Source organism: Streptomyces sp. NPDC059874 (assembly GCF_042731135.1).
Classification (GTDB): Bacteria; Actinomycetota; Actinomycetes; order Streptomycetales; family Streptomycetaceae; genus Streptomyces.
Map to the genome: position 1 here is coordinate 27,537 of NZ_JBHWJY010000041.1, position 23,148 is coordinate 50,684.

Annotated in this window: 11 protein-coding genes and 1 tRNA gene; 5 read left to right on the forward strand and 7 right to left on the reverse strand. The window is 68.1% G+C overall.

What is annotated here, in order from left to right; genetic code table 11:
• Positions 1-225 precede the first annotated feature (225 nt).
• The gene (locus tag ACFV9H_RS23130; RefSeq protein ID WP_385401285.1) at positions 226-4,140 is read right to left on the reverse strand and encodes a hypothetical protein; all 3,915 of its coding nucleotides are present in this window, start codon (positions 4,138-4,140) and stop codon (positions 226-228) included.
• A gap of 476 nt (positions 4,141-4,616) precedes the next feature.
• Here ACFV9H_RS23130 and ACFV9H_RS23135 point away from each other — a divergent pair, with 476 nt between their 5' ends.
• Positions 4,617-5,048 carry a hypothetical protein gene (locus tag ACFV9H_RS23135; RefSeq protein WP_385401287.1) on the forward strand — a complete coding sequence of 144 codons (432 nt, stop codon included), beginning with the start codon at positions 4,617-4,619 and terminating at the stop codon, positions 5,046-5,048.
• Positions 5,049-5,191: 143 nt separating this feature from the next.
• Here the strand turns inward: ACFV9H_RS23135 and ACFV9H_RS23140 are convergent, their stop codons facing one another.
• Positions 5,192-5,635, reverse strand: a complete 444-nt coding sequence (locus ACFV9H_RS23140; protein ID WP_385401290.1) for a hypothetical protein — start codon at positions 5,633-5,635, stop codon at positions 5,192-5,194.
• Positions 5,636-5,812: 177 nt separating this feature from the next.
• Positions 5,813-11,812 carry an RHS repeat-associated core domain-containing protein gene (locus ACFV9H_RS23145; protein ID WP_385401293.1) on the reverse strand — a complete coding sequence of 2,000 codons (6,000 nt, stop codon included), beginning with the start codon at positions 11,810-11,812 and terminating at the stop codon, positions 5,813-5,815.
• A 737-nt stretch (positions 11,813-12,549) separates the two neighbouring features.
• On the opposite strand from ACFV9H_RS23145, the gene ACFV9H_RS23150 reads away from it, so the two are divergent.
• Both ACFV9H_RS23150 and ACFV9H_RS23155 read left to right on the forward strand, forming a co-directional pair.
• Positions 12,550-16,743, forward strand: a complete 4,194-nt coding sequence (locus ACFV9H_RS23150; RefSeq protein ID WP_385401296.1) for a ricin-type beta-trefoil lectin domain protein — start codon at positions 12,550-12,552, stop codon at positions 16,741-16,743.
• A 338-nt stretch (positions 16,744-17,081) separates the two neighbouring features.
• Complete coding sequence (locus ACFV9H_RS23155) at positions 17,082-17,612, forward strand: hypothetical protein (RefSeq protein ID WP_385401299.1); 531 nt, start codon at positions 17,082-17,084, stop codon at positions 17,610-17,612.
• Positions 17,613-17,817: 205 nt separating this feature from the next.
• Here the strand turns inward: ACFV9H_RS23155 and ACFV9H_RS23160 are convergent, their stop codons facing one another.
• Complete coding sequence (locus ACFV9H_RS23160; protein WP_385401302.1) at positions 17,818-18,135, reverse strand: helix-turn-helix domain-containing protein; 318 nt, start codon at positions 18,133-18,135, stop codon at positions 17,818-17,820.
• 93 nt (positions 18,136-18,228) lie between these two features.
• Between ACFV9H_RS23160 and ACFV9H_RS23165 the strand changes: the two genes are divergently transcribed.
• Positions 18,229-19,140, forward strand: a complete 912-nt coding sequence (locus ACFV9H_RS23165) for a hypothetical protein (RefSeq protein WP_385401304.1) — start codon at positions 18,229-18,231, stop codon at positions 19,138-19,140.
• A 62-nt stretch (positions 19,141-19,202) separates the two neighbouring features.
• On the forward strand, positions 19,203-20,903 hold the full coding sequence (locus tag ACFV9H_RS23170; protein ID WP_385401306.1) for a hypothetical protein: 1,701 nt from the start codon (positions 19,203-19,205) through the stop codon (positions 20,901-20,903).
• Between the two features lie 254 nt (positions 20,904-21,157).
• On the opposite strand, the gene ACFV9H_RS23175 is transcribed toward ACFV9H_RS23170, so the two are convergent.
• The 3 genes from ACFV9H_RS23175 to ACFV9H_RS23185 form a co-directional block, all read right to left on the reverse strand.
• Positions 21,158-21,231 (reverse strand) — tRNA-Ala (locus ACFV9H_RS23175).
• A gap of 78 nt (positions 21,232-21,309) precedes the next feature.
• Entirely contained in the window at positions 21,310-22,356 is a 1,047-nt protein-coding gene (locus tag ACFV9H_RS23180; protein ID WP_385401309.1) for a hypothetical protein, read from the reverse strand.
• Positions 22,357-22,535: 179 nt separating this feature from the next.
• Entirely contained in the window at positions 22,536-23,144 is a 609-nt protein-coding gene (locus tag ACFV9H_RS23185) for a GNAT family N-acetyltransferase (protein ID WP_385401311.1), read from the reverse strand.
• Positions 23,145-23,148: the final 4 nt, after the last annotated feature.

Here is a 23,148-nt window from a genome sequence, read left to right on the forward strand (position 1 = left end):
CCCCGAGGCGGACCCCCAGCCGCCGACCCACCCGTCAGACACCACCACCACACCGCAGCCCCACCACACCCCCACCGCACACCCCACCCAGGCCGCCACCCTTAACGCCGTTAAAGCCACCCCCCCCCCAAACCCCGAGGCGGGGCCCCACAAAACCCCCCCCCCCCCCGCCGCCAACGGCCGCCCGCCGCGGCCGTTTGCTGCTCTGTCACCGCTGGATCGGGTTCAGGAGGTGAAGTACCCGTTCAGGTCGGCGATCACGTGGGTGTCACCGGAGTGGTTGTAGAAGGTCACCCGACCGTCCACCACCGGAACCACCACCAGGTTCGGCACCGTCTGCCCCGCCGTGAAGTTGAGGTTCGACACCACCGGCCGCTCGATCCCGTGCGGATACACCGTCACGAACCCCGACGACGTCGGACCGGTCACCGTCACGTTCAACACCACCGCGGTCACACCCGTCGACGGCACACCCTCCACACCGGACACCTGCAGACTGACGATCCCACCCGGACCAACAGCCCCGGCACGAGCACCGGCACCCTCACGCGTGTCCAACAACCGCACCGGCGCCCCCGAGGAGAACGTCGACCCGCTCGCCGAGTAATACCCGGTCACATCCGCGACCAGGTCCACCGAACCCGCGAAGTTCCGCAGGTCCACCTTCCCGTTCACCACCGGCACCGTCACCAGATTCGGCACGATGTCCCCGGCCGCGAAGTTCAGGTTCGACACCGTCGGAACCGGCTGCCCGTTCGGATACACCGTCACGAAACCGGCCTGCGTCGGCGACACCGCCGTCACGTTCATCACCACAGCCGTCACACCAGCAGCCGGAACACCCTTCACACCCGCCACCTGAAGCGTGACGACACCACCCGGACCAACCCGCCCCGCCTTCGCACCCAGACCCTCACGCGTGTCCAGGAAACGAGCCGGCGTGATCGACGTCAGCGCCGACCCCGTGTCCGCCTTGTCCGTGTAATAGCCGGTCACATCCGCGACGAGATCCACCGAACCCGCGAAGTTCCGCAGGTCCACCTTCCCGTTCACCACCGGCACCGTCACCAGATTCGGCACGATCTGCCCGGCCCTGAAGTTCAGGTTCGACACCGTCGGAACCGGCTGCCCGTTCGGATACACCGTCACGAAACCGGCCTGCGTCGGCGACACCGCCGTCACGTTCATCACCACGGCCGTCACACCAGCAGCCGGAACACCCTTCACACCGGCCACCTGCAACGTCACCACACCACCCGGACCAACCCGCTCCGCCTTCGCACCCAAACCCTCACGGGTATCCAGGAAACGAACCGGAGTGAGCGGAACGAAACGACTCTTCGACGCGACGGTCGCAGCCGTCACCGTGTAGGCCTTGGGGAGGTAGCCCGGAGAAGGCACTCCACTCGTGTAACCGATGCCGTCGAGGACGACGTCGTACTTGCCGGGCTGCAGCCCGTTGGTGTTGACCAGAACGGTCAGCTCGGTGCCGGCCGCGTTCACGGACACCGGCTGCATGAACTTGTCGTCCGTGGCGTCGGACTTCAGCTTCACCTTGGTGCCCAGGGTGAGACCGGTGCCGCGGATGACGGCCTGGGTCTGCGTCCCGGCGGCGCCGGTGGCGGGGCTGATGGAGGTCGGCAGGGGGCTCGGCGGGCGAGTGCATCCGCTGTCGCAGAGTCCCTGCATGCTGTATTCGACCGGTGTGGCCGTCTTGGCAGCGCTCAGGATCATGACGACCTGCTCGGGCGCGACGCTGTGGCCCGCCTGGCACCGGGCGCCGAACACGCCGTACGAGCTGCCGCACTGGTACTCCAGGCTGGTGCTGGTCCACAGGGCGCCGCTCACCAGCTCGATGTCCGGGGTCTGCGGGTAGCTCGTGGCACTGCTCGTGCCGACGACGTTGAAGGCCTGCGAGGGCTTCATGTCGAGCACCGCGCAGTAACCGGTCGCGGCCTCGGTGAGCGTGCCGCTGCGCGCCGGGAAGCCGTCCACGGAGATCCGGTTGGCGGTGCACTCCGGTGCCCACCCGGCCGCGGTGCCGACCTTCCAGGTGTCCACGTTGGTGTGGATGGGCTTGTCCTTGTACCCGGAGGCGAGGACGATCACGACGTACGAGGTCGAGCCGGTGACCCGGCACGAAACGCCCCACTGCCGGCAGACGTGCTTGCCGTCGGCGTCGACGACCATCGCCAGCGCCGAGGGCTCGTACCGGGGCTGCCCGAGCGTCCGCTCGGCCAGCCAGAACTTGTCCGTGGCGGCACCGGTGACCCGGACGCAACGGGCGTCCAGCGCCGAGGTCAGATCGAACCCGACGGACTGGCCACCGACCGCGGTCGAGGCCGGGGCCGTGCACTTCGCGGTCGGCGAGATGTCACGACGGACCAGCTTGTAGGTGTCCGATCCCCACCCGCTGAAGAGCACCATGGCGGTGTACGGGACACCAGGGGTGAGCACGCACGTCGTCGTCGAACTGCCGACCGTCGAGCATGCCGTGGTCCCCGCCGGGTCGACCAGCTGGACCGAGCCGTTCACCTTGTTCTGGAGGTTCGTGTAGTCGACCATCTCGGCGGCGGAGTGCTTGTCGGCCGGCAGGCTCAGGCACTGCTGGTACACGCCCGCGCCGAGCGGCACTTCCGCGCCCCAGGAACCGTCGAACCCGGTCTGCTGCCAGACGGCGCAGCCGGCGGTCTCGCCGGTCCGGTGGACCACCAGGGCGTACGCCTTGGCCGCATCGCCGCTCAGCACCGCGCGGAACGGGGCGGTGCCCGTCAGCTTGCAGACGTGGTACGAGGAACCGCCCGTATCGCACTGCTTGGTGCCGGCCGCGTCGTAGACCACCGTGGCGACACCGGTGCCGTCCGCCGGCGGCCGGTTCAGCAGGTACACGCCCTTGCCGGTGGCGGTCGGCAGGGTCAGGCAGAGCTTCTGCCCGGCTGCGCCGAAGGTACCGGTCGCGGCACCGGCCACCAGGCCGTTGTCGTGGGTCGCGGTGCAGCCCCGGGTCTCCTTGGAGGAGTGGAAGGCCAAACCGAACGCACCGGCCGCGGTGATCCCGGCGTCGACCACCCAGGTGTACTCACCGGGCGTCAGGTCGCAGGCGCCCTGCGAGCAGCCGGCGACCAGCTCCGTGCCGTCGGGCGTGAACAGCCGCCCGTACAGGCTGTTCTCGCCCGACACCGGGCTGAAGGTGTACCAGGCGGCCTGCGCGACCTTCAGCGTGCGGCAGCGCGCCGTCGGACTCAGGTCCGGGGAGACCCCGAACGCCTGCGGCTCCACGGCCACACAGCCCTCGGGCTTGGAGAGCCGCGCGAGGGTGAGTTCGTAGGTCTCGGCCGAACCCGAGGTCTGCGCGACCGTCACGCGGAACGGCGCGGCGCCCGTGAGCTTGCAGTCGAGGGCCTCGCTCGAATAGTCCCTGGAGCTGCAGACCTCCTTGCCCGTGGCGTCGTAGACGGTCCGCAGGACGCCGTACGAGGACGCGTGCACGCGCAGCACGTCGTTCACGGTCACGTCCGGCGCGTAGCAGTCACCGGCCGAGCCGACCGGGAGCGAGCCCGGGAACACGGTCGGGGCACCCAGCTTGAGGCCGGCGGCGCCCACCGCCTTGCACCCGGTGGTGGAGAGCAGCGGGACGTACGAAACGGAGATTCCGTTCTCCGTGCCGCTGCCGTCCCTGACCTCAAGGGTGTACGTGCCCGCCTGGTTGGTCGGACAACGCACCAGCCCGTTTCCGTACCCCGCCCCGCGGACGTTCTCGCACGTCACCGTGGCGCCGTCGGGCGCGACCAGCTTCGGATAGGCGGAACCCCTCGTGGCGAGGACCTCCAGCAACACCAGGTCCTTCTGCTGCGGCAGCGTGAGCGCGAAGGACACGGTCTTGTACGGGTCGACCACACAGTCGACGACCGTGTGCGGCGCCACCGTCGCCGGACACGCGCCCTCCACCCCGCTCTCCCGCAGCGCCCGAACGGCGGCCTCGTGCTCGGCCTTCGGGTCCGCCTTCGGCGCCGCCTTGGGCCCGGCCACGGCCGGCGGAGCGGTCTCCGTCTGCGGCGAAGCCTCCGCGGCGGGCGGCGCGGCCGCCGCGAAAGCGGCTCCGGCCTGACCGCCGGCCGAGGCCAGAACGGCCAACGTCAACACAGCCGAGACGACCGCCCCGCGGGCCCTCCCCCGTCTGTGCCGCACACGTCCACGCAGGGACAACAAGCTCATGAACCCCCCAGTCCAAGCAGGCCCGACCCCAATGACAATCACGGGAGTTACCGAGCAGGCGGAGTTTAGCCGCCTGATGATCGGGGGATGCATGGGGTTTTCGACTTCGCCGTACCCGACTCGGCCGCCCGGCTCCACTGGCGCGGGTCGGCGAAACGCCGAGATCCCGCCCGGTCTTTCGACCGGACGGGATCTCGTGACGTTCCCGAGAGCTACTCGCGAACTGTCGTCTGTGGGCTGTTCACGAGTGGCCCTGACCAGTAGCGACGACTAACCGGGCATACGGCCTTCCCACCCCAGCGAAGATCGCTTCCCCCATTGACATGCACACCCACACAGGCAATCCGCCACACGGACCACTCGCCTGGCTACTCAACCAGCCGGACCGCAGGCTGTCTGGCATGGACTTTCCCGCACCGCGCCTGCGAAGGCTCGTTCGGCTGATCGTGATCGACAGCGACGAACTGATCGCGCTTGTCCGCCCCACACCTCCTCGGCCCCAGACCTGGGCGCTGCCCGAACGCGAGGTGCCCCTTCGCGGGTCCTACACCCACACCGCCTCCGCCCTCGCCCTCGATCTCATGGGCACATCCGAGATCCGGTGGGGCGCCGTCACAGGACGCCGATGGAGCAGACCCGAAGCGGGCCGACGTACGGACGTGCACTACTTCATCGCCCGGACAGACTTCCCGCCCGCCGGCAAGACCGTCATGTGGATCTCACGGCTCCACCTCGACAGTCACCTTGCTGGCCGGCTCCTCCAAGACACGTCGAACCTCACCAACGGCTACCTTGACGGCTGGCTCCCGGACGGCCCCATCACCCTCGACTGAAGCCGGGCCGGGCGTCCCGAACTGGTTTGATCTTCTGCCGGGACGTTCTCTCTCCTGGGCCAGGTCAACCACGGATGAGCGAGTCCGTCCAGCAAAACCTCAGGCCCCCTTCTCAGCGCCTTCCATCTCCGTCAGACTCGTAGTCAGCCACTTGCGGTGACAGCGAGAACGATGCACACGAGCATCGCAACAGCGCAACCGTCAGCAACCCATGCCCGTGTGTAGCGCCGGACTACGGGTGAGTCTTCGCTCAGATGGCGTCGCTCCAAGAGGCCAGCCTTGATCTGGGACACGGCTCGGTCAGTGGAGCCGACAAAGTGGTCGGTGATTGAGCCAGCGAATCCGAAAGATCCGATCGCGACGGCACGCGTCGTGGTGATGGTCAGGGTTCCCCCACTGTCGGGCGCCACCCTTGCCACCTGACGATAGGGCACATCATGGGTGAACACCGGGTTAACTACGGACACGACTTCCTTCTCGAGCACAATGCGCGACCCTGTGATCCGCCGAATGAACGCGATCCCTCCCAGCATGGCAGCCATGACAGTGAGCGCGTCCTTGTCAGGCCCGCTGTCCGCCATGCTCACCAAGGCCCCTGCGGCGAACGCCCCGAGCAGCGCCGTAAAGACCACAGACAGGGATACGAAGGTCTTCCGACGCAGAACTGTCCGACGTTCTCTGTGCACCGCTGCGCCTTCCTTGTAGGGGCCCCTCCCGGCGCACAGCGCCAGGAGGGGCCCATCATCCCAGGGTGTACTGCTCTGCTAGCAGGCCCCTCCGTAGGAGCCGAGGCTCGCACTACCAGAGCCGCAGAACATCGTGTTGAACCCAGCGTTGACGCTCATGTTGGCATACGAGTCACCCCACTTCATGCGGGTGGTCTGATGCATTACCGCATGCCGCGTACTGTTGGCTGGCTGGACCATGCGTACCGACGGCCCTCGGACGAAAGCGCTGGTGTGGTACGCCTGTGACCACGTAGAAGCCCCACCGAAGGCCCTTCCGAACGCTGCCGCGGTTCCTCCGCCAACGCTCACCCACGCCAGGTCCTTGGCTAGCGCGTTCACATCAGCCTGCCCGGTCGCGATCCAATCGCCGCCGAACTTTCCAAGAGCTATACCAGCTCCTACCGCCATGCATGTGCCAACAGTGGCCACGATGCACACGCCGAACCCAACGACGGTCGAGACCAGCTTGATGTCCTCCCAATGGTCTCCGACCCACTGGCCGACAGTCGAGTTCTTGACACCCTCCCACTTAGAATTCAGCCCCCTCTTGAGCGACGCCCAAAGAGTCTTCTTCTCCGGCTTAGTAGTCGAGGACTTCGATGTTCCGCGGTACTTCTTGCAGTCGGGGTCTTTGCGGCACGCATAGCTGCTGCGTCTCTTCTGCTCCAGGTACTCGGGAGAGAGTGTTCCGCCGCTGCTGGTGACTTCTCGTTCGTAGTTGTTTCCGTATCCGGTGGGCTTAGTGCCGGCGTTGGTGCAGGTGTACATGCCGCTCTTGCACTCTTCGAGGGCTTTGCCGGTCGGGTCCGACTCGGTGAGGGGGCTGTTGTTGGCGTACTGGTAGGCGTTGTGCTGGCGGGGGTCGTCCAGGATCATCAGCGGGTCTACCGAGATGAAGCGGCCGAGGACCGGGTCGTACTCGCGTGCTCCGAGGTGGGTAAGGCCTGTGGTCTTGTCCTGGGTGCCTCCGACGAAGCCGCGTTCGCCTGGCCAGGCGGCCGGCGGCGCGCCTCGGTCCTCGCCGAACGGCTTGGTGGCGCGGCGCTGGACCTGGAGGGTGGCTGCGTCGATGTCGGTGGTGCCGGTGTTGTGGTGGTCTGCGGCGACGTAGGAGACCTTGCCGTCGGAGGTGCGGACGATGGTGGTGCCGCCGGGTGTGGCGTAGTAGCGGGTGCCGGTGACCGTGTTGGCCGCAGTGTTGAGGGTGAGCTCGGTCGAGCCGAGGTAGAGGGTGGTTTTGCCGGGGTCCTTGCGGAGCAGGCGGTTGCCGGAGGCGTCGTAGGCGTATGTGGAGGTGCCCGCCTGGGTCGTGGCCGAGGCGAGTTTACCCTCGGGCGTCCAGGTCAAGGACTGGGTGGATCCCGGGGCACCGGGACGGGTGAGCGTGTTGCCCGTGTCGTCGTACGTGATGTCGCTCGTGACCGCCGGTGCGCTGCCCGTCTTCCTGGTGGTGGAGGTCGGGGCGTGGGGACGCGGGGAGCCCGGGGACGGGTAGGTGTGGGTGTTGGTGACGGTCTTGGCGGCATCTCCTGCCGGGTCGTAGTCGGTGGAGGTGGTCCGGTTGCCGGTCACGTCGTACGTGAAGGACTGGTGGTACGGGGCCGGGCCTCCGATCTTCCCAGGCTGGGGCGTGATGTTGGTGCAGTTGCCGATGCCGGGGACGGACGGGCCGGGCTGGGTGGTGGTGGTTCCGGTGTCGGTCCAGGCCTGGGTCAGGCGGCGGAGGTGGTCGTAGGCGAAGCACTGGGTTTCACGTGTGACGTTCTGCATGTGGGTGACCGAGGTGACGTCGCCTGCCGGGGTGTAGGTGTAGTCCGTGCTGTCGACCTGGTCGGCCCAGTCCTGCTTGTTGAGCTGGGTGCGCAAGAGGCGGCCGGTCGCCGGGTCGAGAGTGTTTGTGAAGCTCACCTGCTTGGGGTCGTCGCCGAAGGTTGTGCGCCGGACCTGGCCGAGTTCGTCGTAGTCGGTGAAGTTGACGTAATTGACGTTGTCCGAGCCGTAGGAGAGGGGCAGGCCGTTGGCGTTGCGGCTGGTCCTGAGTTTCTCGAGCGGCAGGCCGCCGGCTGCGGGCAGGTCGGTGCGTTGTTCCAGTCCGGTGATGGGGTTGTAGGTGGTGGTGGAGGTGTAGGTGCCGGTGAGGGCTCCTTCGCCGGCCGGGACGGTCAGCTTGGTGCCGGTGGGCCGGTAGCCGATGTCGTAGCCGGTGGTCTCCTGGCGCCAGGGCTTGCCGTCCACCCAGCTGGTCGAGGCGGTCGGCTGGCCGGGGAGCAGGGTGTCGTACTCGTAGGTCGCCAGTTTGGGTCCGTCGATGGTGTTCTGGTTTCGGGACGTCGGGCGGCCGAGGATGTCGTAGCTGGTGAAGACCGTCGTGCCGCGGGCGTCCGTGGTGGACGCGGGCCGGTCGGCGGCGTCGTAGGTGACCGTGGACGTGCCCTTGTCCGGGTCCACCGAGCGGGTCTGGCGTCCGTGGAGGTCGTACTCGTAGGTCCAGGCGTTGCCGGCCGGGTCGGTGATCCGGGTGAGCTTGCCGTCGGTGTTGTAGGCGTAGCGGGTGGTGTCGTATTCGCCTTCGGGCGTGCCGATTTTGTACTTGCGCCGCTCGACGGTGCGGCCTTGGGCGTCGGTGACGACGCTGCTCGCGCTTTCTCCCTTGGGCGGGGTGGTGTCGGTGCGGTCGGCTCCGGGATAGGTGGTGACGGTGCGCCACTGTTCCTGGGCCTTGGAGGAGAACACGTTGGCGACTGCGCGTCCGAGGCCGTCGTAGAGCGTGGTGTTCGTCGCGGGGACCATGTTCTCGTCGGCGAGGAAGCGGGTCTTCACCGGGGCGGAGTCTGCGTTGACGTAGGTGTTGTTGGTTTTGACGGCACGTCCGTGGCTGTCGTACCAGGTGTCGGTGATCAGGCGGCGGCCGACGGCCTCGATCTGTGGGTCCGCCTGGACCTGTATCTGCTGTCCCAGCCCGTCGAGGATGCTGATCGAGGTCGCGTACGATCCGTTGGACCGGAGAGTTTGGGTGCTGACGGAGCTGGTGCCGGTGTTGGTGAGGTCGTAGGTGAACACCTTGCTGGCGCTGTCGCTGGGGGCGCGGCCCGGTTGCCAGACGGCGGTGGTTCGGCCCAGTGCGTCGTAGGTCGCTTCGGTGGTGCGGTTGTTGTGGTCCACCGTCTTGACGGGTGTGCCACGCAGGGGGTGCAGGGTGGTGGTGGTCGTCCAGTCCTTGGCGTTGGTGACCTTGATGGTGGTGGCGCGTGCCGGTGCGGCCGGTTCGTAGGTCGTCGTGGTCTTGGCCCCTGCCGCGTCGGTGCTGCTGGTGACGCGCCCGTATGCGTCGTGGGCGAGGGTTGAGTTGACCGTGTACTTGGGCTGGGCGGCTTCGAAGCGGTCGAGTTCCTCGGTGCTGGTGACCTGGCCGGGGCCGTTCAGGGTGCCGTGGGCCTGTCCGTCGTAGGACGTTCGGTTACGGCTGAGGGTGTTTGCCTCGGTCGCGGTGGCGGCGCAGTCACTGCTCTGGATCTGGATGGTCTCGGCGACGCGGTCGATCATCCAGGCGGCGGTGTTGCGTGCGTAGGAGGTAGTGGTGCAGGTGTCCGGAAGCCCGTCCGCCTGGTCCCGGGTCCATTCCTCCATGCCGTAGGTCTCGTCGTACTTGACGGTCTCCGAGGTGGTCTGCCAGGTCTTGTCGGCGCGCAGCTTCTTCTCGCGGGAGGAACCCTCGCGCTGCATCTGGGCGGTGAGCGCGGGGAGCTTGGTGCCGCGGCTGTGGGTGGATGTGACCTTGGAGAGCCAGGGTTCGTTTTGGGAGACGGCGACGAGTTCGCCGCCGTCGGAAGCGAAGGTCTGGGTCTCTCGGACCGTGCCGGCGAGCGGGTCGGAGTCCTTGACCGTGTTCCCCGCCAGACCGGTGAAGGTGGCGGTGCGCTTGGTGGTATCGGCCTTGACGTCGCCGTCCATGCCGCGCAGGTAGAAGGTCGCGGTCTTGGAGACGGGGTCGGGGGCGGTGCCGGCGCGGGTGATGACCTGTTCGTAGCCGCGGAACTGGTTCCAGGTGCGGCGCTTGTCCTCGGTCAGTTCCTCGTCATCTCGATGCCACGCGGCGCCGCCGACGTATTCGTAGCGGACCTCCTGCGGACGTGAGCCGCTGAAGTTGTCGAGCTCGGTGACGCGGGTGACGACGTACTTGTGGAACCAGTCCAGGTTCGGGTCGAGCGGGCTCTTCTCGTCCGGGTTCCAGTAGACCGGGAAGCAGCGGGTGGTGTTCCCGTCCTTCGAGGACGGGAGCCCGGCGCCCGGCGCGCAGTCCGGGTCGGCGTAGCCGACGTCCGTGACCTGGCCGGTCTCGGAGACGATCGCGCGGATGCGGTACCGGTTCATGGCCGGCCGGTTGTCGATGCTGGAATCAACGCGGTTGTTCAGCAGCTTGCCGTAGAAGATGACCGGCTTACTGGGGAGCGCGGTCGCCCCATCATGCCCGGTACGGGTCAGCGAGGCCAGCCACAGAGACGGGGCTGTACCGTCCCACGGGTTGTTCAACTCGTGTGTGAGCTCGTAGGAGTCGACGTTGTCGTAACCGCCGGCAGTGTTGAGGACCTGCGTGCTGATCGTGGTGAGGCGCTTGGTGGTCCAGAAGGTTGCGGAGTAGTTCTCGCAGACGCCCGTGGTCCCGCAGTTCTGGTCGAAGGGGACATCCGGCCACTTGGTGGCGTTTGCCTTGGTCAGCTTCGCCGGAGCGCAGTCGAAGACGTCCTTCTCCGGAAGGCACCGCTCGGAGGTGCCGAAGATGACCTGGGCGGTCGGCTTGACCGTGTCGGCATCGGCCAGCTTCGAGCCGTAGGTGATCTTGGCGAGGGTGCCGCCACGAATGTACGAAGTGAGCGTGCCGTCCGGGGTCTCGGCCGAGACCCCTCGCTTGTATCGGTTGGTCTCCGTGTCGTACCAGTGGGTGGTCACGCCACCGCGCGGGTCGACGACGAAGTCGAGGTTCCAGCGCCAGGCCTGCATGCACCACGACGCGGCGAAGGTGGACTTGTTGCATTCCTCGCCCGCGTTGTTGCCGTAGACAGGAGTGGTCCAAGCGGAGTTGGTGGCAGGTGCGGTGGTGCTGCCGGGCTTACGGCCGACGCCGAAGTAGTGCTGGGTCCCGTCAGGGGTGGTGATCTTCCAGTACTCGCCGTTGTTGTCCCCGTTGGTCGCGCCGGTCAGCTTTTCGACCTTCGAGGCGTCGTCATTCTCGAGCCGCCAGGTGCCGGACGTGTCGTCGCGCACCAGGGTCGAGGACTTGCCGTTCAGGGAGACCGTCGCATTGTGGCCGGCCAGACACTGCTCGCTGGAGTCGGCCTGCCCGTCCTTGGCGCACGGCTTGAAGGTCCGCTCGACAAAGCCGGGCGAGTAGTCCCAGCCCTCTCCGATCCATGAGGCCTGGTTGTTCGTCGCTGCGGTGCGGCCATCCACGGCCTGAGAGCTGTAGGAGAGCTCGATGGTGGGCTTGGTGCCGCCCAGTCCATCCGGTACGGCGATCGGGTACGACCAGGAGAAGCCACCGGCGTTCCCGCCGCTGGTCCACTTGCCCGAAGGTGCCAGGCTGGTGGCGGCGTACGTGCCGGCAGGGCCGCCTGGCGTACTCGTCACGCCGAGCACCGTAGCTCCGCCTGTAGCAGCAGAAGCAACATTCGTGCGCGCGCCCTCGGCTGCGGAGCCGTCCTTGAGGGGTACTTCCGCACTGAGCAGCCCGGCCCGGTCTCCGTCCCTGACGGTGGTAACCGGTGTTTGCTTACGGCACTCCGCACGCTCCGGGGTGGTCAGGGCGCATTGCGGCAGTGTGACCAGGCGGGTCCGGTAGAGCCAGTCACCGCCAAAGGCGCCCGCGATGTGCGATACGTCCACCGAGACCTTGACCGGACCGGCCTTCACCGATTCCCCGGCCGGACGTACTGCGAGCAGCAGGCCCTGGATGCCGGCTTTCTCGGCGGCGGCCTTGTCCTTGAGCTGTACGGCGGCCTTGCCTGCGCGCGGAGCGTCCTTGGCCGACGCGGGGCTCACCCAGACGGGAGCAGCGCCCGCGCGGCTTGGGTCGGCGGTGGGAGCCGCCGGTACACCGGATGGTGCCGGCGCGGTGAGAAGCGAACCGCGCGGAGCAGCAGGTGGTGGAGCACCAAGATCCACCTCGGCCTGAGAAGCAGGCGGCCAGTACACGTCCTTCGGGCGCCAGGCTGCGGCACTGTCACCCTTAAGGATCTTCGGATCACCTTTCGGAGCGTTCTTCCCAGAGACCGACTCAGTCTTCTTCAATGCGCCCGGTGACCAGCGGCGTTGATCCTTTGGCTGCCACTGCGCGGCCTGGGCAGTGCCCGACCCGACGAGCAGCGAGAGTGCAACTAACAGTGGAACTGCGATGCGCTGTTTGATCTTCGAGTTTCTTCTCATCGCTCGAAGTCCAGCCGCTGGTACCGACACGGCATTCCCCCCACGGTCGCCGAGTGGATCAATTGGCCCGAGAGCCTAGCCTGTTGACCGTTCGCAATACATGAACCAATCCGGACAAGACACCTCCACCCCGCCTGCGAAGTTTCGAAGATTGCCTGAAATCCGACCGTTCCCTTGCGCGATGGCTTGATTGCGGCGATCGATTTATCACGATCCTGCGAAATAGTTACCAGGAATATCGAGTTCCGAATTCCCAATCGCAGGCGGCCTGATCGCATGGGCTGTTAGCGTTCGGGCCCAGTTGTCGGAAACGATCACACTGGGGAGTTCCCGTGGGGGGAATACTGCGAAGAATGCGACCGGCCCGTCGGCCGGTCGCGCTGGCAGGACTGGTCGCCCTGGCCCTGTCCGTCACATCCGTCGGCGCGGCACCGAGCGCCGCGGCAGTGGACAAGCCGACCGCACCGGCCGCTCAGACACCGCCGGAGCGGCCGACGACCGAACGGGAGCGGGCGGAGAACGCCGCGCTCGCGGAGGCCAAGCGCACCGGGAAGCCCGTGCCCGTGCCGGCCGCGACGACCGAGACCGACACCGTGGTGGCCAACCCGGACGGCACACTGGGCCTGACCCGCAGCGTCGCCCCCTTGCGCACCAAGCGCGACGGCAAGTGGGCCGATCTGGACGCAACGCTAGTCAAGGCGGCCGACGGCACGCTCCGTCCGAAGGCCTCGATGAGCGGCCTGGCCCTGTCCGGCGGCGGCACCACACCGCTTGCCACTCTGGACCAGGACGGCAAACAGCTCCTGCTGAGCTGGCCGGATCCGCTTCCCGTACCCACGCTTGAAGGTGCCAGCGCCGTCTACCGCGAGGTGGTCCCGGGCACGGACCTCAAGGTGACGGCCGACGAGGGCGGCGGCATCTCCCAAATCCTCGTCGTCAAGTCCGCCGAGGCCGCCAAGCACCCGAAGCTCGCCAAGCTGACCACGGGCCTCAAGGGCCAGGGCGTCACCGTCTCCGCCGACGCCAACGGCAACCTGAAGGCCACCGACGCCTCTGGCCGTACGGTCTTCCACGCGCCGACCCCGACCATGTGGGACTCCACAGCCCCCGTCCAGGCCCCCCTCGCCAAGCCATCGAGCGTCGGCGCGTTCTCCCAGGCGGCCACCGCTTCCGAGAGCGCGGACGACGAGCCGGTCAAGTCGGCCTCGGACAGCGACGGCCCGGGCGACTCCGCCAAGGTCACCCGGCTCCAGGCCGACCTGGGCAAGGACTCACTCGCCCTCACCCCGGACCAGGCCTTCCTGACCGACCCCGCTACCGCCTACCCGGTCTACATCGACCCGGCCTGGACGCCCACCAGCCGCGGCACCCAACACTGGGCCTGGGTCCAGGAGGCCTACCCCACCACCGTCAACTACGACGACTACGGCGACACCTACGACCCGGGCGTCGGCTACCAGCGCTGGCGCACCAGGACGGGCCTGGAGCGCTACTACGTCCAGCTCGACACCAGCGACCTGCGCGACAAGAGCATCAAGAAGGCGTCCTTCTTCGCGACCCAGTCGTACGCAGCCGACGCCACCTGCGGCAACACGTACAACGTGGACCTGCACTCCACCGAACCGCTGCTCTCCGACATCACCTGGAACACCCAGCCCCGCGACTGGGAGGTCCTGCGCACCACCTCCCTCAACAGCGCGGGCGGCTCCGGCTGCCCTGGCTCCACCACGCGTGGTGAGTGGGACGTACGCGACCACCTCGCCGCGAACGAATGGCGCGGCAGCCTCACCTACGGCCTCTTCGCCTCCAACGAGGCCAAGAGCAGCAGCAACAACTCCTTCAAACGGTTCACCCGCGACAAGAACAACCTGCCCTTCCTGTACATCGAGTACAACCGGCCCCCGTACAACCCGTGGGCCCTCGCCATGTCCCCCGCGCCGCAGAACCCGAACGGCGACGGCTGCGGCTGGATTGGCGCCACCGGCTACGGCGGATTCAACATCAGCGCCTGGATCGGCGACCCGGACGAGCAGCCCAACGACGCCCATTTCTTCGTCTACGACGCGGCCGGCGACGTTCTCGTCTACGACAGCGGATGGCGCGACCAGGCCACCGGCACCCACGTCGCCGCCGCGTATCCCGAGAACCTGGTTGATGGGCACACGTACTACTGGCGCATCCAGGGTGGCGACGGGGACATGGCATCCGCCTGGGTCACCGGCTGCACCTTCTCCATGGACACCCAACCGCCCTCGGTACCGGTTGTCACCTCGGCCGAGTACCCGCCCTCCGGCACCCTGCCCGGCTCCACCAAGCACATCGGCCAGCCCGGCACCTTCACCGTGAAGTCCACCGACGCCACCAGCGGTGTCCTGTACTACGAGTGGGCCTTTAACTCGAACATCCCCGTCGGCGGCGCCAACCGCGTCGACCCCGCTGCAGACGGCAGCGCAGCCATCCCGCTGACTCCCACGACCTGGGGCACCAACATCCTGCGCGTCCAGTCCGTGGACCGAGCCGGCAACCGCTCGCAGCAGCAGACGTACACCTTCTACGTCCCCGACAACCCGAACGCCAAGACCACCCTCGGCGACATCACCGGCGACGAACGCGTCGACTTCATCGCACCCGCCGACAACGGCGACCTCATCGTCTACCCGACCGCCACCGACCCCGCAGCCGCTGGCGTCGTTGCCTCCAACGCAGCCAACAGCCCCGACGGCAAGAGCTGGGGCAACGGCACCCTGATCACCCACCGTGGCGGCAACGGCATCCGCATCGACGATCTATGGACATACCGCGACGGACAGCTCAGGCTCTACCGCAACTCCCTCACTCAAGGCGGACTCGAAGCCAACGGCGGTCTCTACTACAGCAAAATGAAGGCCGCGGATGTCCTGCGGCCTGGCGCAGAAGAGTGTCGCGTCGCCGCCACGGGCCAGCCCTGTGGCGCCGAGTACGCGGGCACCTGGACACGGGTCAAGCAGATCCTCGCCGTCGGTGACGCACTGCCGGAAGCGGGCGACGTCAAGCCTCGGAACGACCTGATCACCGTGGAGAGCGACGGTACGAACAGCGCATTGATGTTGTTCCAGGGCACCGGTACGACCGGTGAGGTACGGGACCCTGTCGTGCTCGTCCTCAGCCCCACGGGTTGGGACAACCTCACGCTCATCGCCCCCGGTGACGCCACCGGCGACGGCCTCCCCGACGTCTGGGCCCGCGACAACACCACCGGCGACATCTACCAGTACGCCAACGTCGCCGGGAACCCCGCAGCCCTCGGCGACCACACCAAGCGCACCAAGATCAGCTCCGGCGTCAAGGCCACCACCCACCCCGTCGTCGGCACCTCCGGCGACACCAGCGCCGACGGCATCCCCGACCTTTGGGCCCTTGACAGCCTCCACCGGCTGCGCACCTGGAACGGCGTCGCCGCCTCCGGCAAGGTCACCGGGTTCGCCGCTGGCCACACCATGGGCGACGCCCGCATCTCCACCGCCCACTGGAAGATGAACGAAGACAAGAGCATCATCGCTGCCGACCTGCGCGGCCGAAACAACGCCACCCTCAGCACCACCGGCGCCAACTGGGCGGCTGACACCATCAACGGCGCGGGCACCGTCGTGGTCAACTTCGATGGCACCACCGGCACGGTCACCGCTGCCAAGCCTGCCGTCGACACCACCCGCAGCTTCACCGTCTCCGCCTGGGCCAAGTCCAAGAAGGCCACCGGCGTCGTCCTCAGCCAGGACGGGCAACACGCCAGCGGGTTCATGATCTGGCACGACCAGGACGGCACCTGGCGGTTCGGTATGTCCAAGAGGGACGACGACGGCTGGGACTACGACCAGACGATCGTCATGAACGATGCCGCCAAGGTCCAGTCCGCGGTTTGGACCCAGCTCACGGCCACCTACGACGACCGGACGGGCCTGATCGCCCTCTATGTCAACGGCACCCTGGCCGGCACCGGCCACCACGCCAAAACCAACGCATGGAACGCCACCGGCCCCCTGGTCATGGGCCGCTACAAGACCGCGAGCAAGCCGTCGTCCTTCTTCGAAGGCGGCATCAGCAACGTCTCCGTCTACAACCACTCCACCGTCCCCACCGCAAACGGCACCAAGCTCGTCACCGCGCTGGACTCCGCCAAGTGCGCAGACAACCCCGGTGGCACCAGCACCGACGGCAACCGCATCCACATCTGGGACTGCAGCAACACCGACGACGACCCTGCTCAGAGGTTCGTCATCACCGAGGCCGGTGAAATTCGCATCGGCGGAAAGTGCGTTGACATCGCAGGAGGCGGCACTGCCAACGGCACCCCGATCATCCTGTGGACCTGCGCCACCGGCGCCTACAACCAGCAGTGGCTCCCCACGGCAACCGGCGGCTTCTACAACCCGCAATCCGGCCGCTGCCTCGACGTGCCGTACGGCCGCACCAACAACGGCAACCAACTGGAGCTGTTCGACTGCGCCTACGGCAACAACCAACGCTGGCGCGCACCCGGCCTCGCCACACCCTTGGGAGCCACCAGCTAACCCCAGCCGCCTGACCACGGGCCCGCCACCTCCGAAACCCCGGAGGTGGCGGGCCCGTGTCTGTTCGGGGTCGGCTCGGAGTCTTGCGGATGCTGTGACATCCACTCGGCCCGCCATCCCAGATGCGGATCGCCTCGGCGACGCCAGGCAGCTGTCAACCGCGTACACGCCCGCCAGTACAACTGGCTTCCCGTAGCTGCAGTGCGGGCAAGCCCTACAGCAGAGTTTCGGCAGAGGGATCATTCCCCCTACAGCTTTTGCCGATCTCTCCCCCGACGGTCTTGAACCACCGTAGGGTGTGCGCGAGTTGATGTTGCGGTGAGCTGTGGGAGGGGTCCATGACTGCGGGAGCGGACCGGCGCTCGGTGCTGTTCGACACGCTTGCACTGGTGCGGGAGGAGCTCGACGCACAAGCTGGTCTCTGCGAAGACCTGACCACCCAGCTCTCAGCCGCCCAGGGTCGACTCTCCCGCCTCGAAGGCTTGTACGAGTCCCTGACTGAGTCCCTGCCCGATCTGGGCATCGGGGATCCTGTCGGGGCGTCGGAAGACACCTCGCAAGCCGACGAGGGCCATCCTGGCGAGTCCCCAGATCTGGGCGACGTGCGCGATGACGAATCGAACACGCTGCAGGATTTCATCCTGGTCATCCTTGCGACCTCGGACCGGCCGATGCATGTCGACCACGTCCGGGAGACGATCCTCCACCTGCGGGAGCAGGGCCGGACGGACAAGCTCGGAAATTCGAAGCGCCCCGTCGAGGACGTACGCACTGCCCTGAACCGGCTCGTCAAAAAGGGACGGGCGTCCAAGGTGGGCCCAAGCATCTACACGGTGGCTCGCGCGCCCGAGAACCCGGAGGCCGCCTAGCGAAGACGTCTGCCCCTGATCACTTTGTTGATGGGGATGGCGCCGCCGGGCGGTCACCCGGCGGCGCCGTACGCGCCCCTGATCAACGGTTCACGTGCGTCCGAGCCTAGTGGAGATCACCGACCGCCGGGCGCGCGTGGCCTATTTCTGCATGCCGTTCCACCGAGGAATGAGCGGAAAGAAGCCTTTCATGTCACTTCGTTCGTCACCGCACGGCCGAGGCCGGCCCCGAAGCGCCCGGCCACAGCGCCACTCCGAGTCCGTCCTCCAACCGGCTCACCGTGAAGACATCGGGCCAGCTGGAGCCCTGGAGCAGGTTGGTGATCGCCTGCCGGTTGACGCCGCTGAGTGCGGCGACCTGCCGCAGGCTGAGCCCCTGTTCGGCCATTTGCTCCACCAGCGTCCGAGCCAGGGCCTGGACGACCCGGGCCTGGGGGTGGTCTGCCAGGCCCGCGTGGGGCCACGACTGCGGATCCGCGGCCAGGTCCCTCGGCGTCGTACTGCGCTGGGTGCCACCGGGCATCGAGATGCGCTCCTTCAGGTCGATGTGCACTATGACGACAAATGCGGCTATTTGATTAGCCGCTATTCGTGGCATGTCGTTCTGGAGGCCGAGATGAGCCACGCGATCCTGCGGTACCGGCCGAAGAACACGCCGCCCGAATGGGAAGCGGTGGCCGACGGGGTGCGGATGGTCGTGGCCACCGTCGCGGACCACGTTCCCTACAGGCTGACGACGGTGCTCGGGGTAGTGGCCGCGCTGGCGGTCAGTGCCGAGCGGGCCGGCCTGCCGCGCGACCCGGCCGTCTGGCTGGAGCAGAGCACCATCACGCGCTGCCTGCTGGAGAACGACCAGCTCAAGCCCAAATCGACCCAGACCTACGCGTCGGTCCTGGCCCGGGTGCACGAAACCCTCGTGTGGGTCGAACGGGGTGAGGCAGCCCGACCGCATCTGCAGGCCGACCGCTCCAGGGCCGAGCCCTACAGCACCAGCGACCTCACCCGCCTGGACGTGTGGGCCTGCAACCTGCCGTCCGTCCCCACCGGGCGCGGCAATGCACTCGCCCTGTTGACCCTGGGCGCTGGCTGCGGCCTTCTGCCGTTCGAATTGCTCTCGGTTCGCGGCACCGACGTCCACGTGCTGCCCAGCGACGCCGTTGCGGTACGGGTGCCGGGCACGGACCGGCTGGTGGTGTGCCGGTCCCTGTGGGAGGAGGCCCTCGCGGAACTGGCCCGGACCGCCGGACCTCACTACCTGTACGCGCCCGACCGGAAGGTCGAGCGCCCCAAGAACGCGATCAGCAACTGGGTCGCCCGTCACCGTCCCGGGGATCCGAAGATCCCGGTGCCGGACATGCGGCGCCTGCGGGCCACCTGGATCGTCTCGCTCCTGCGCGACCGTGTGCCCGCCGACCTCATCGCCAGGGCAGCCGGGCTGACCTCCACCGCGTCGCTGGCCGCGTACATGCGGTGGGTACCGGAGCTGTCCAGGGACGCCGCCATCCGGCTCCTGCGGGGGTGGGCATGAACCCGCACCGCAGGCGACGACCCGCCCCTTCACCGCACCCGTCCAGGCTCAACGACCGCCATGTGCGGCAGATCGTCGCTCTGGTCCGTGCCAGCGGCGTGCTTGATGAGTTCGCCCGGCTGGAGGCCTCCCGGCCTGGGCCCCGCGGCCTGTCCTCCGAGACCGTCCTCGTCGGCATGGTGCTCGCGGCACGCGAGACGCGCACGACGAACGTCGACGACGCCTGGGAAGGCATGCAGTTCAAGCTGCGTAAGCCCTGGTTGAAGTACTTCGGCCTGAGGCAGGTGGACGCGACCGATGTGGACGCGACGCGCGCGTCCGCCAAGCGCTTCTACGACGCCTGGTCCCGGATGACCACCCTGCTTGATCCGGCCCGCCATGACAGGCGCACCCGCATGGCCCGGCACGAGACCGCGCCCTACCGCCGGGCCTGGCAACCCCGCCACGGGCAGGACGCCACACCCGAACTCTCGCGCATCGCCAACAAACTCGTGCTCACGCCCGTACGGATCGCCATCGCACGTAGCCTGATGGACGACTGGGGCGGAGACCTGTCGGTGGACACCACCGCCATCGCCGCCTGGGCCCGGCCCAGCACCCGACGCCACGCATCCCTGGAGGTCAGCGCCGGCTGGCACGTCTCGGGCGGCGGCGAGAAGACCTTCGGCTACAGCGCCACGCTCCTCGTCGCCGGACATACCGATCCAGATCTCGCGGGCCGCTACCCCCAGCTGTGCATGGGCATGGCCGTGCACAGCCCCAGCAAGGAGATCGGCCCCCAGGCAGTGCGCCTGCTCGGCATCGTCAAACGCCTGTGGAATCAGCCCGGTTACCTCGCCGGCGACCTCGCCTACTCCGACGCAAGAGTCGAGAACTTCCACGCACCCGTGCGCGCCCTCGGCTACAAGCTCGTCCTCGACTACAAGACCACCATGGTCAAGAAGGACAAGGACGCCGTCGAAGGAGTCATCGCCATCGCCGGCGAGCTGCTCTGCCCCCACACACCCCAGCGCGTCATCGACGGCTACCACCAGATGGCGGGCGCGAAAGGCAGCGCGGAGCGCGAAGCTCTCCTCCCCAGCCTGGCCCAGGCAGATCCCTACCTGCTCCCGCTCAAGCAGTCCGCGGACAGTCGCGGCCTGGAACGCCGACAGTGCCCTGCTGCGGGCACCAGCCCCCGAGTCACGTGCCCCTGGGCCCAGGAACGCGACGCCACCTCGGCCCGAGCACGCACCCGCACCGCTCCACCCCGCCCGGTCCGAACATCCCACACCGTCGACCTCGACAACCCCCGCGCCCGCAAGGCCCATCCCGGCACCCGCCCCGTCGTACGCCCGCCCGACCGCCCCAGCCACCACCGGCCCGCGATCTGTCAGCAGTCCACCATCACCGTGCCGGCCGACCTGATGCCCAAGCTCCGCCAGGAGCTCCCCTGGGGCCGCGCTGCCTGGCAGCGCGCCTACCGCAGCCTCCGAAGCCACATCGAAGGCCTCAACGGGCGCGCCAAGAACGTCGATACCTTCCTCCACTCCCGCGAGAGGCGCCAAAGCCGCGGCCGGGTCGCCCAGACCCTGCTGAGCGCCGTACAGCTGCTCGTGGAGAACCTCAGAAGCATCGAGGGCTACCTGCGCGACCGGCGCCAGTGGCGCGAAGAGCGCTACACCCTCGGGCACATCCCCACCACGCCCGACCCCTACGAGGCGGAAGCTCCGGCTGAAGTCGAACCCTGGGCGATCACCGACCCGGCGCCCCCGGAACCCTAGACACCCCGCACCGGCAACAGGATCGACAACCGACGCCACAGCGCGCCGCAGGGCCACCCCGGCCCCGCGGCCGCTTCGGCATGCCCGCGAACCCATCGCATGCTCCGCTCGCCCTGTCCACGGACCCGCGCCCGGCCTCCCGGAGCGGCATCCATGCCCTACCAAGCCTCGGATACGAGAAATCCCGCCCAGTTCGATGAACTGGACGGGATCTCGTGACTCGCTCACGACCTAAGTCGTGAACGGCCTGTCTGTGGACCTGTGGGGATTTGAACCCCAGACCCCCTCGATGCGAACGAGGTGCGCTACCAGACTGCGCCACAGGCCCTTGCGACGTGTGAAACATTAGCATCCCCGCGCGGGTGCTCCAAAACGCGTATCCCGGAGCGTCCGCGCAGGTCACCGATCACTCGTTCGCGGCCCGGGGGCGGTCGTCGCTCTCGTACTGGTCGAACAGCGGTGTGCGGCCCCGGCCCTGGCCGCGCGGGCGCGGAGTGGTCTGGGGCTTCGCGTCCGACTTCGCGGGCGCGGGCTGGGGCTGCGGCTGGGCGCGCAGGCGGGGTTCCGTCGGCTCGGCCGTGCTGGAGCGGGTCGCGCTCCAGGCGTCCGGGGTCGCGGGGCCGGTGGCGCGCGGGGCGACCGGCGCCGTCACGTACGTCGGCAGCGGGACCGGGACCGGCTCCCAGCTGTCACCGCGCGCGGGGCCGCGTTCGCGCTCGCGCTGCTGGTCCACCCACTCGGCGTGGTCGGTCTGCTCGACCAGCGCGCGTCGCCCGGCCTCCTGCGGGGAGACCGGTGGCGCGGGGTCCGGGTCGGTGCCCGCCACCGTGGTCTCCTCGGAGTCGCCGCGGCGCGGCCGGTTCTCCCTCAGGTGGCGGGCGGCCGCCTCGGCGCGCCGTCGGTCCATCGTGAACTCGTAGCGGCGCCGCTCCTGGACCCGCAGGTGCACGATGTACGCGCTGAGGAGCAGGGCGGGCACGGCAGGGGCCCAGAGGTAGCGCAGGCCGCCCACCGCGGCGACGACCGCGCCGAGGGTGAAGACGAGGAAGAGGAGCGCGGTGGTGCGCCGGCGGCGCGCGAGGACCTGGAGGCGCTGTTCGCGCCGGGCCCGCTCCGCGCGGTGTTCCCGTTCGGCTGCGGCCGGTCTGGGCTCCGCCCTGGTCGGGGGCACGACGAAGGCCCGGGCGTCGGCTTCCACGGAATCGACCGTTTCCGTGACCGCGTCCGGGTCCACGTGGGGCTGGGGCTCCGCCTCCTCGTCACCGCGCTCACGCAGCCCCTTGGCGTAACGGCGCTCCATTCCCGCCCGGCCGGAAAGCAGCCGAATGGCAGTGGAGAAGCGTTCCGTCGGACGGGCTTCGTTCAGCTCGTCCTGCCTCCGGAGCCACATGGGCACCAAGTAGGCGGCCCAGGCCCCGACAATGACTGCGTAGATGAGGCCGCTGCTGCTCACACCTCACACCGTAGAGGGGCGCGGCCGAAGGGATCGGCCAATTGGGCCGGTGTGTCGCACGATCTCGCTGATATCACGGACTTTTTTTGTGATTCTTCGGATCAGGTTATGGGCAAATCGGCTACCGGAGACATCCGGAGGCTTCCCGAGCCCAATAAATCGAACGAATAATCGATTATCTATTTCGGTGGGGACTCCGACTGACGGGCCCGGTGCCAGCGGCGCAGCAGCCCCTCCGGCACCTCCTCCGCCGTCACCGCGTAGACGAGGTGGTCGCGCCAGGCGCCGTCGATGTGCAGGTAGCGCGGACGCAACCCCTCCTCGCGCAGGCCCAGTTTCTCCACGACCCGCCGGCTCGGCCCGTTCTCCGGGCGGATGCACACCTCGATGCGGTGCAGTCCGACCTTCCCGAAGCAGTGGTCCACCGCGAGCGCGACCGCCGTCGGCATCACGCCGCGGCCCGCCACGTCGCGGTCCACCCAGTAGCCGACGTGGGCCGCGCACATCGAGCCCCAGGTGATCCCGGCGACGGTGAGCTGGCCGACCAGCCGACCCTGGTACTCGATGACGAAGGGCAGCATCCGGCCCGCGTTCGCCTCCGCCCGCAGGTGGCGCACCATCTGGCGGTACGTCGGCCGCTGGATCACCGGCCCCCACGGGGCGGGCGGCGGGATCGTGGCCTCCCACGGCCGCAGCCAGTCCCGGTTGCGGCGGTTGACTTCGCGCCAGGCCTTCTGGTCCCGCAGCTTTATCGGCCGGAGCGTGACGTCGCCGTCCTTCAGGACCACCGGC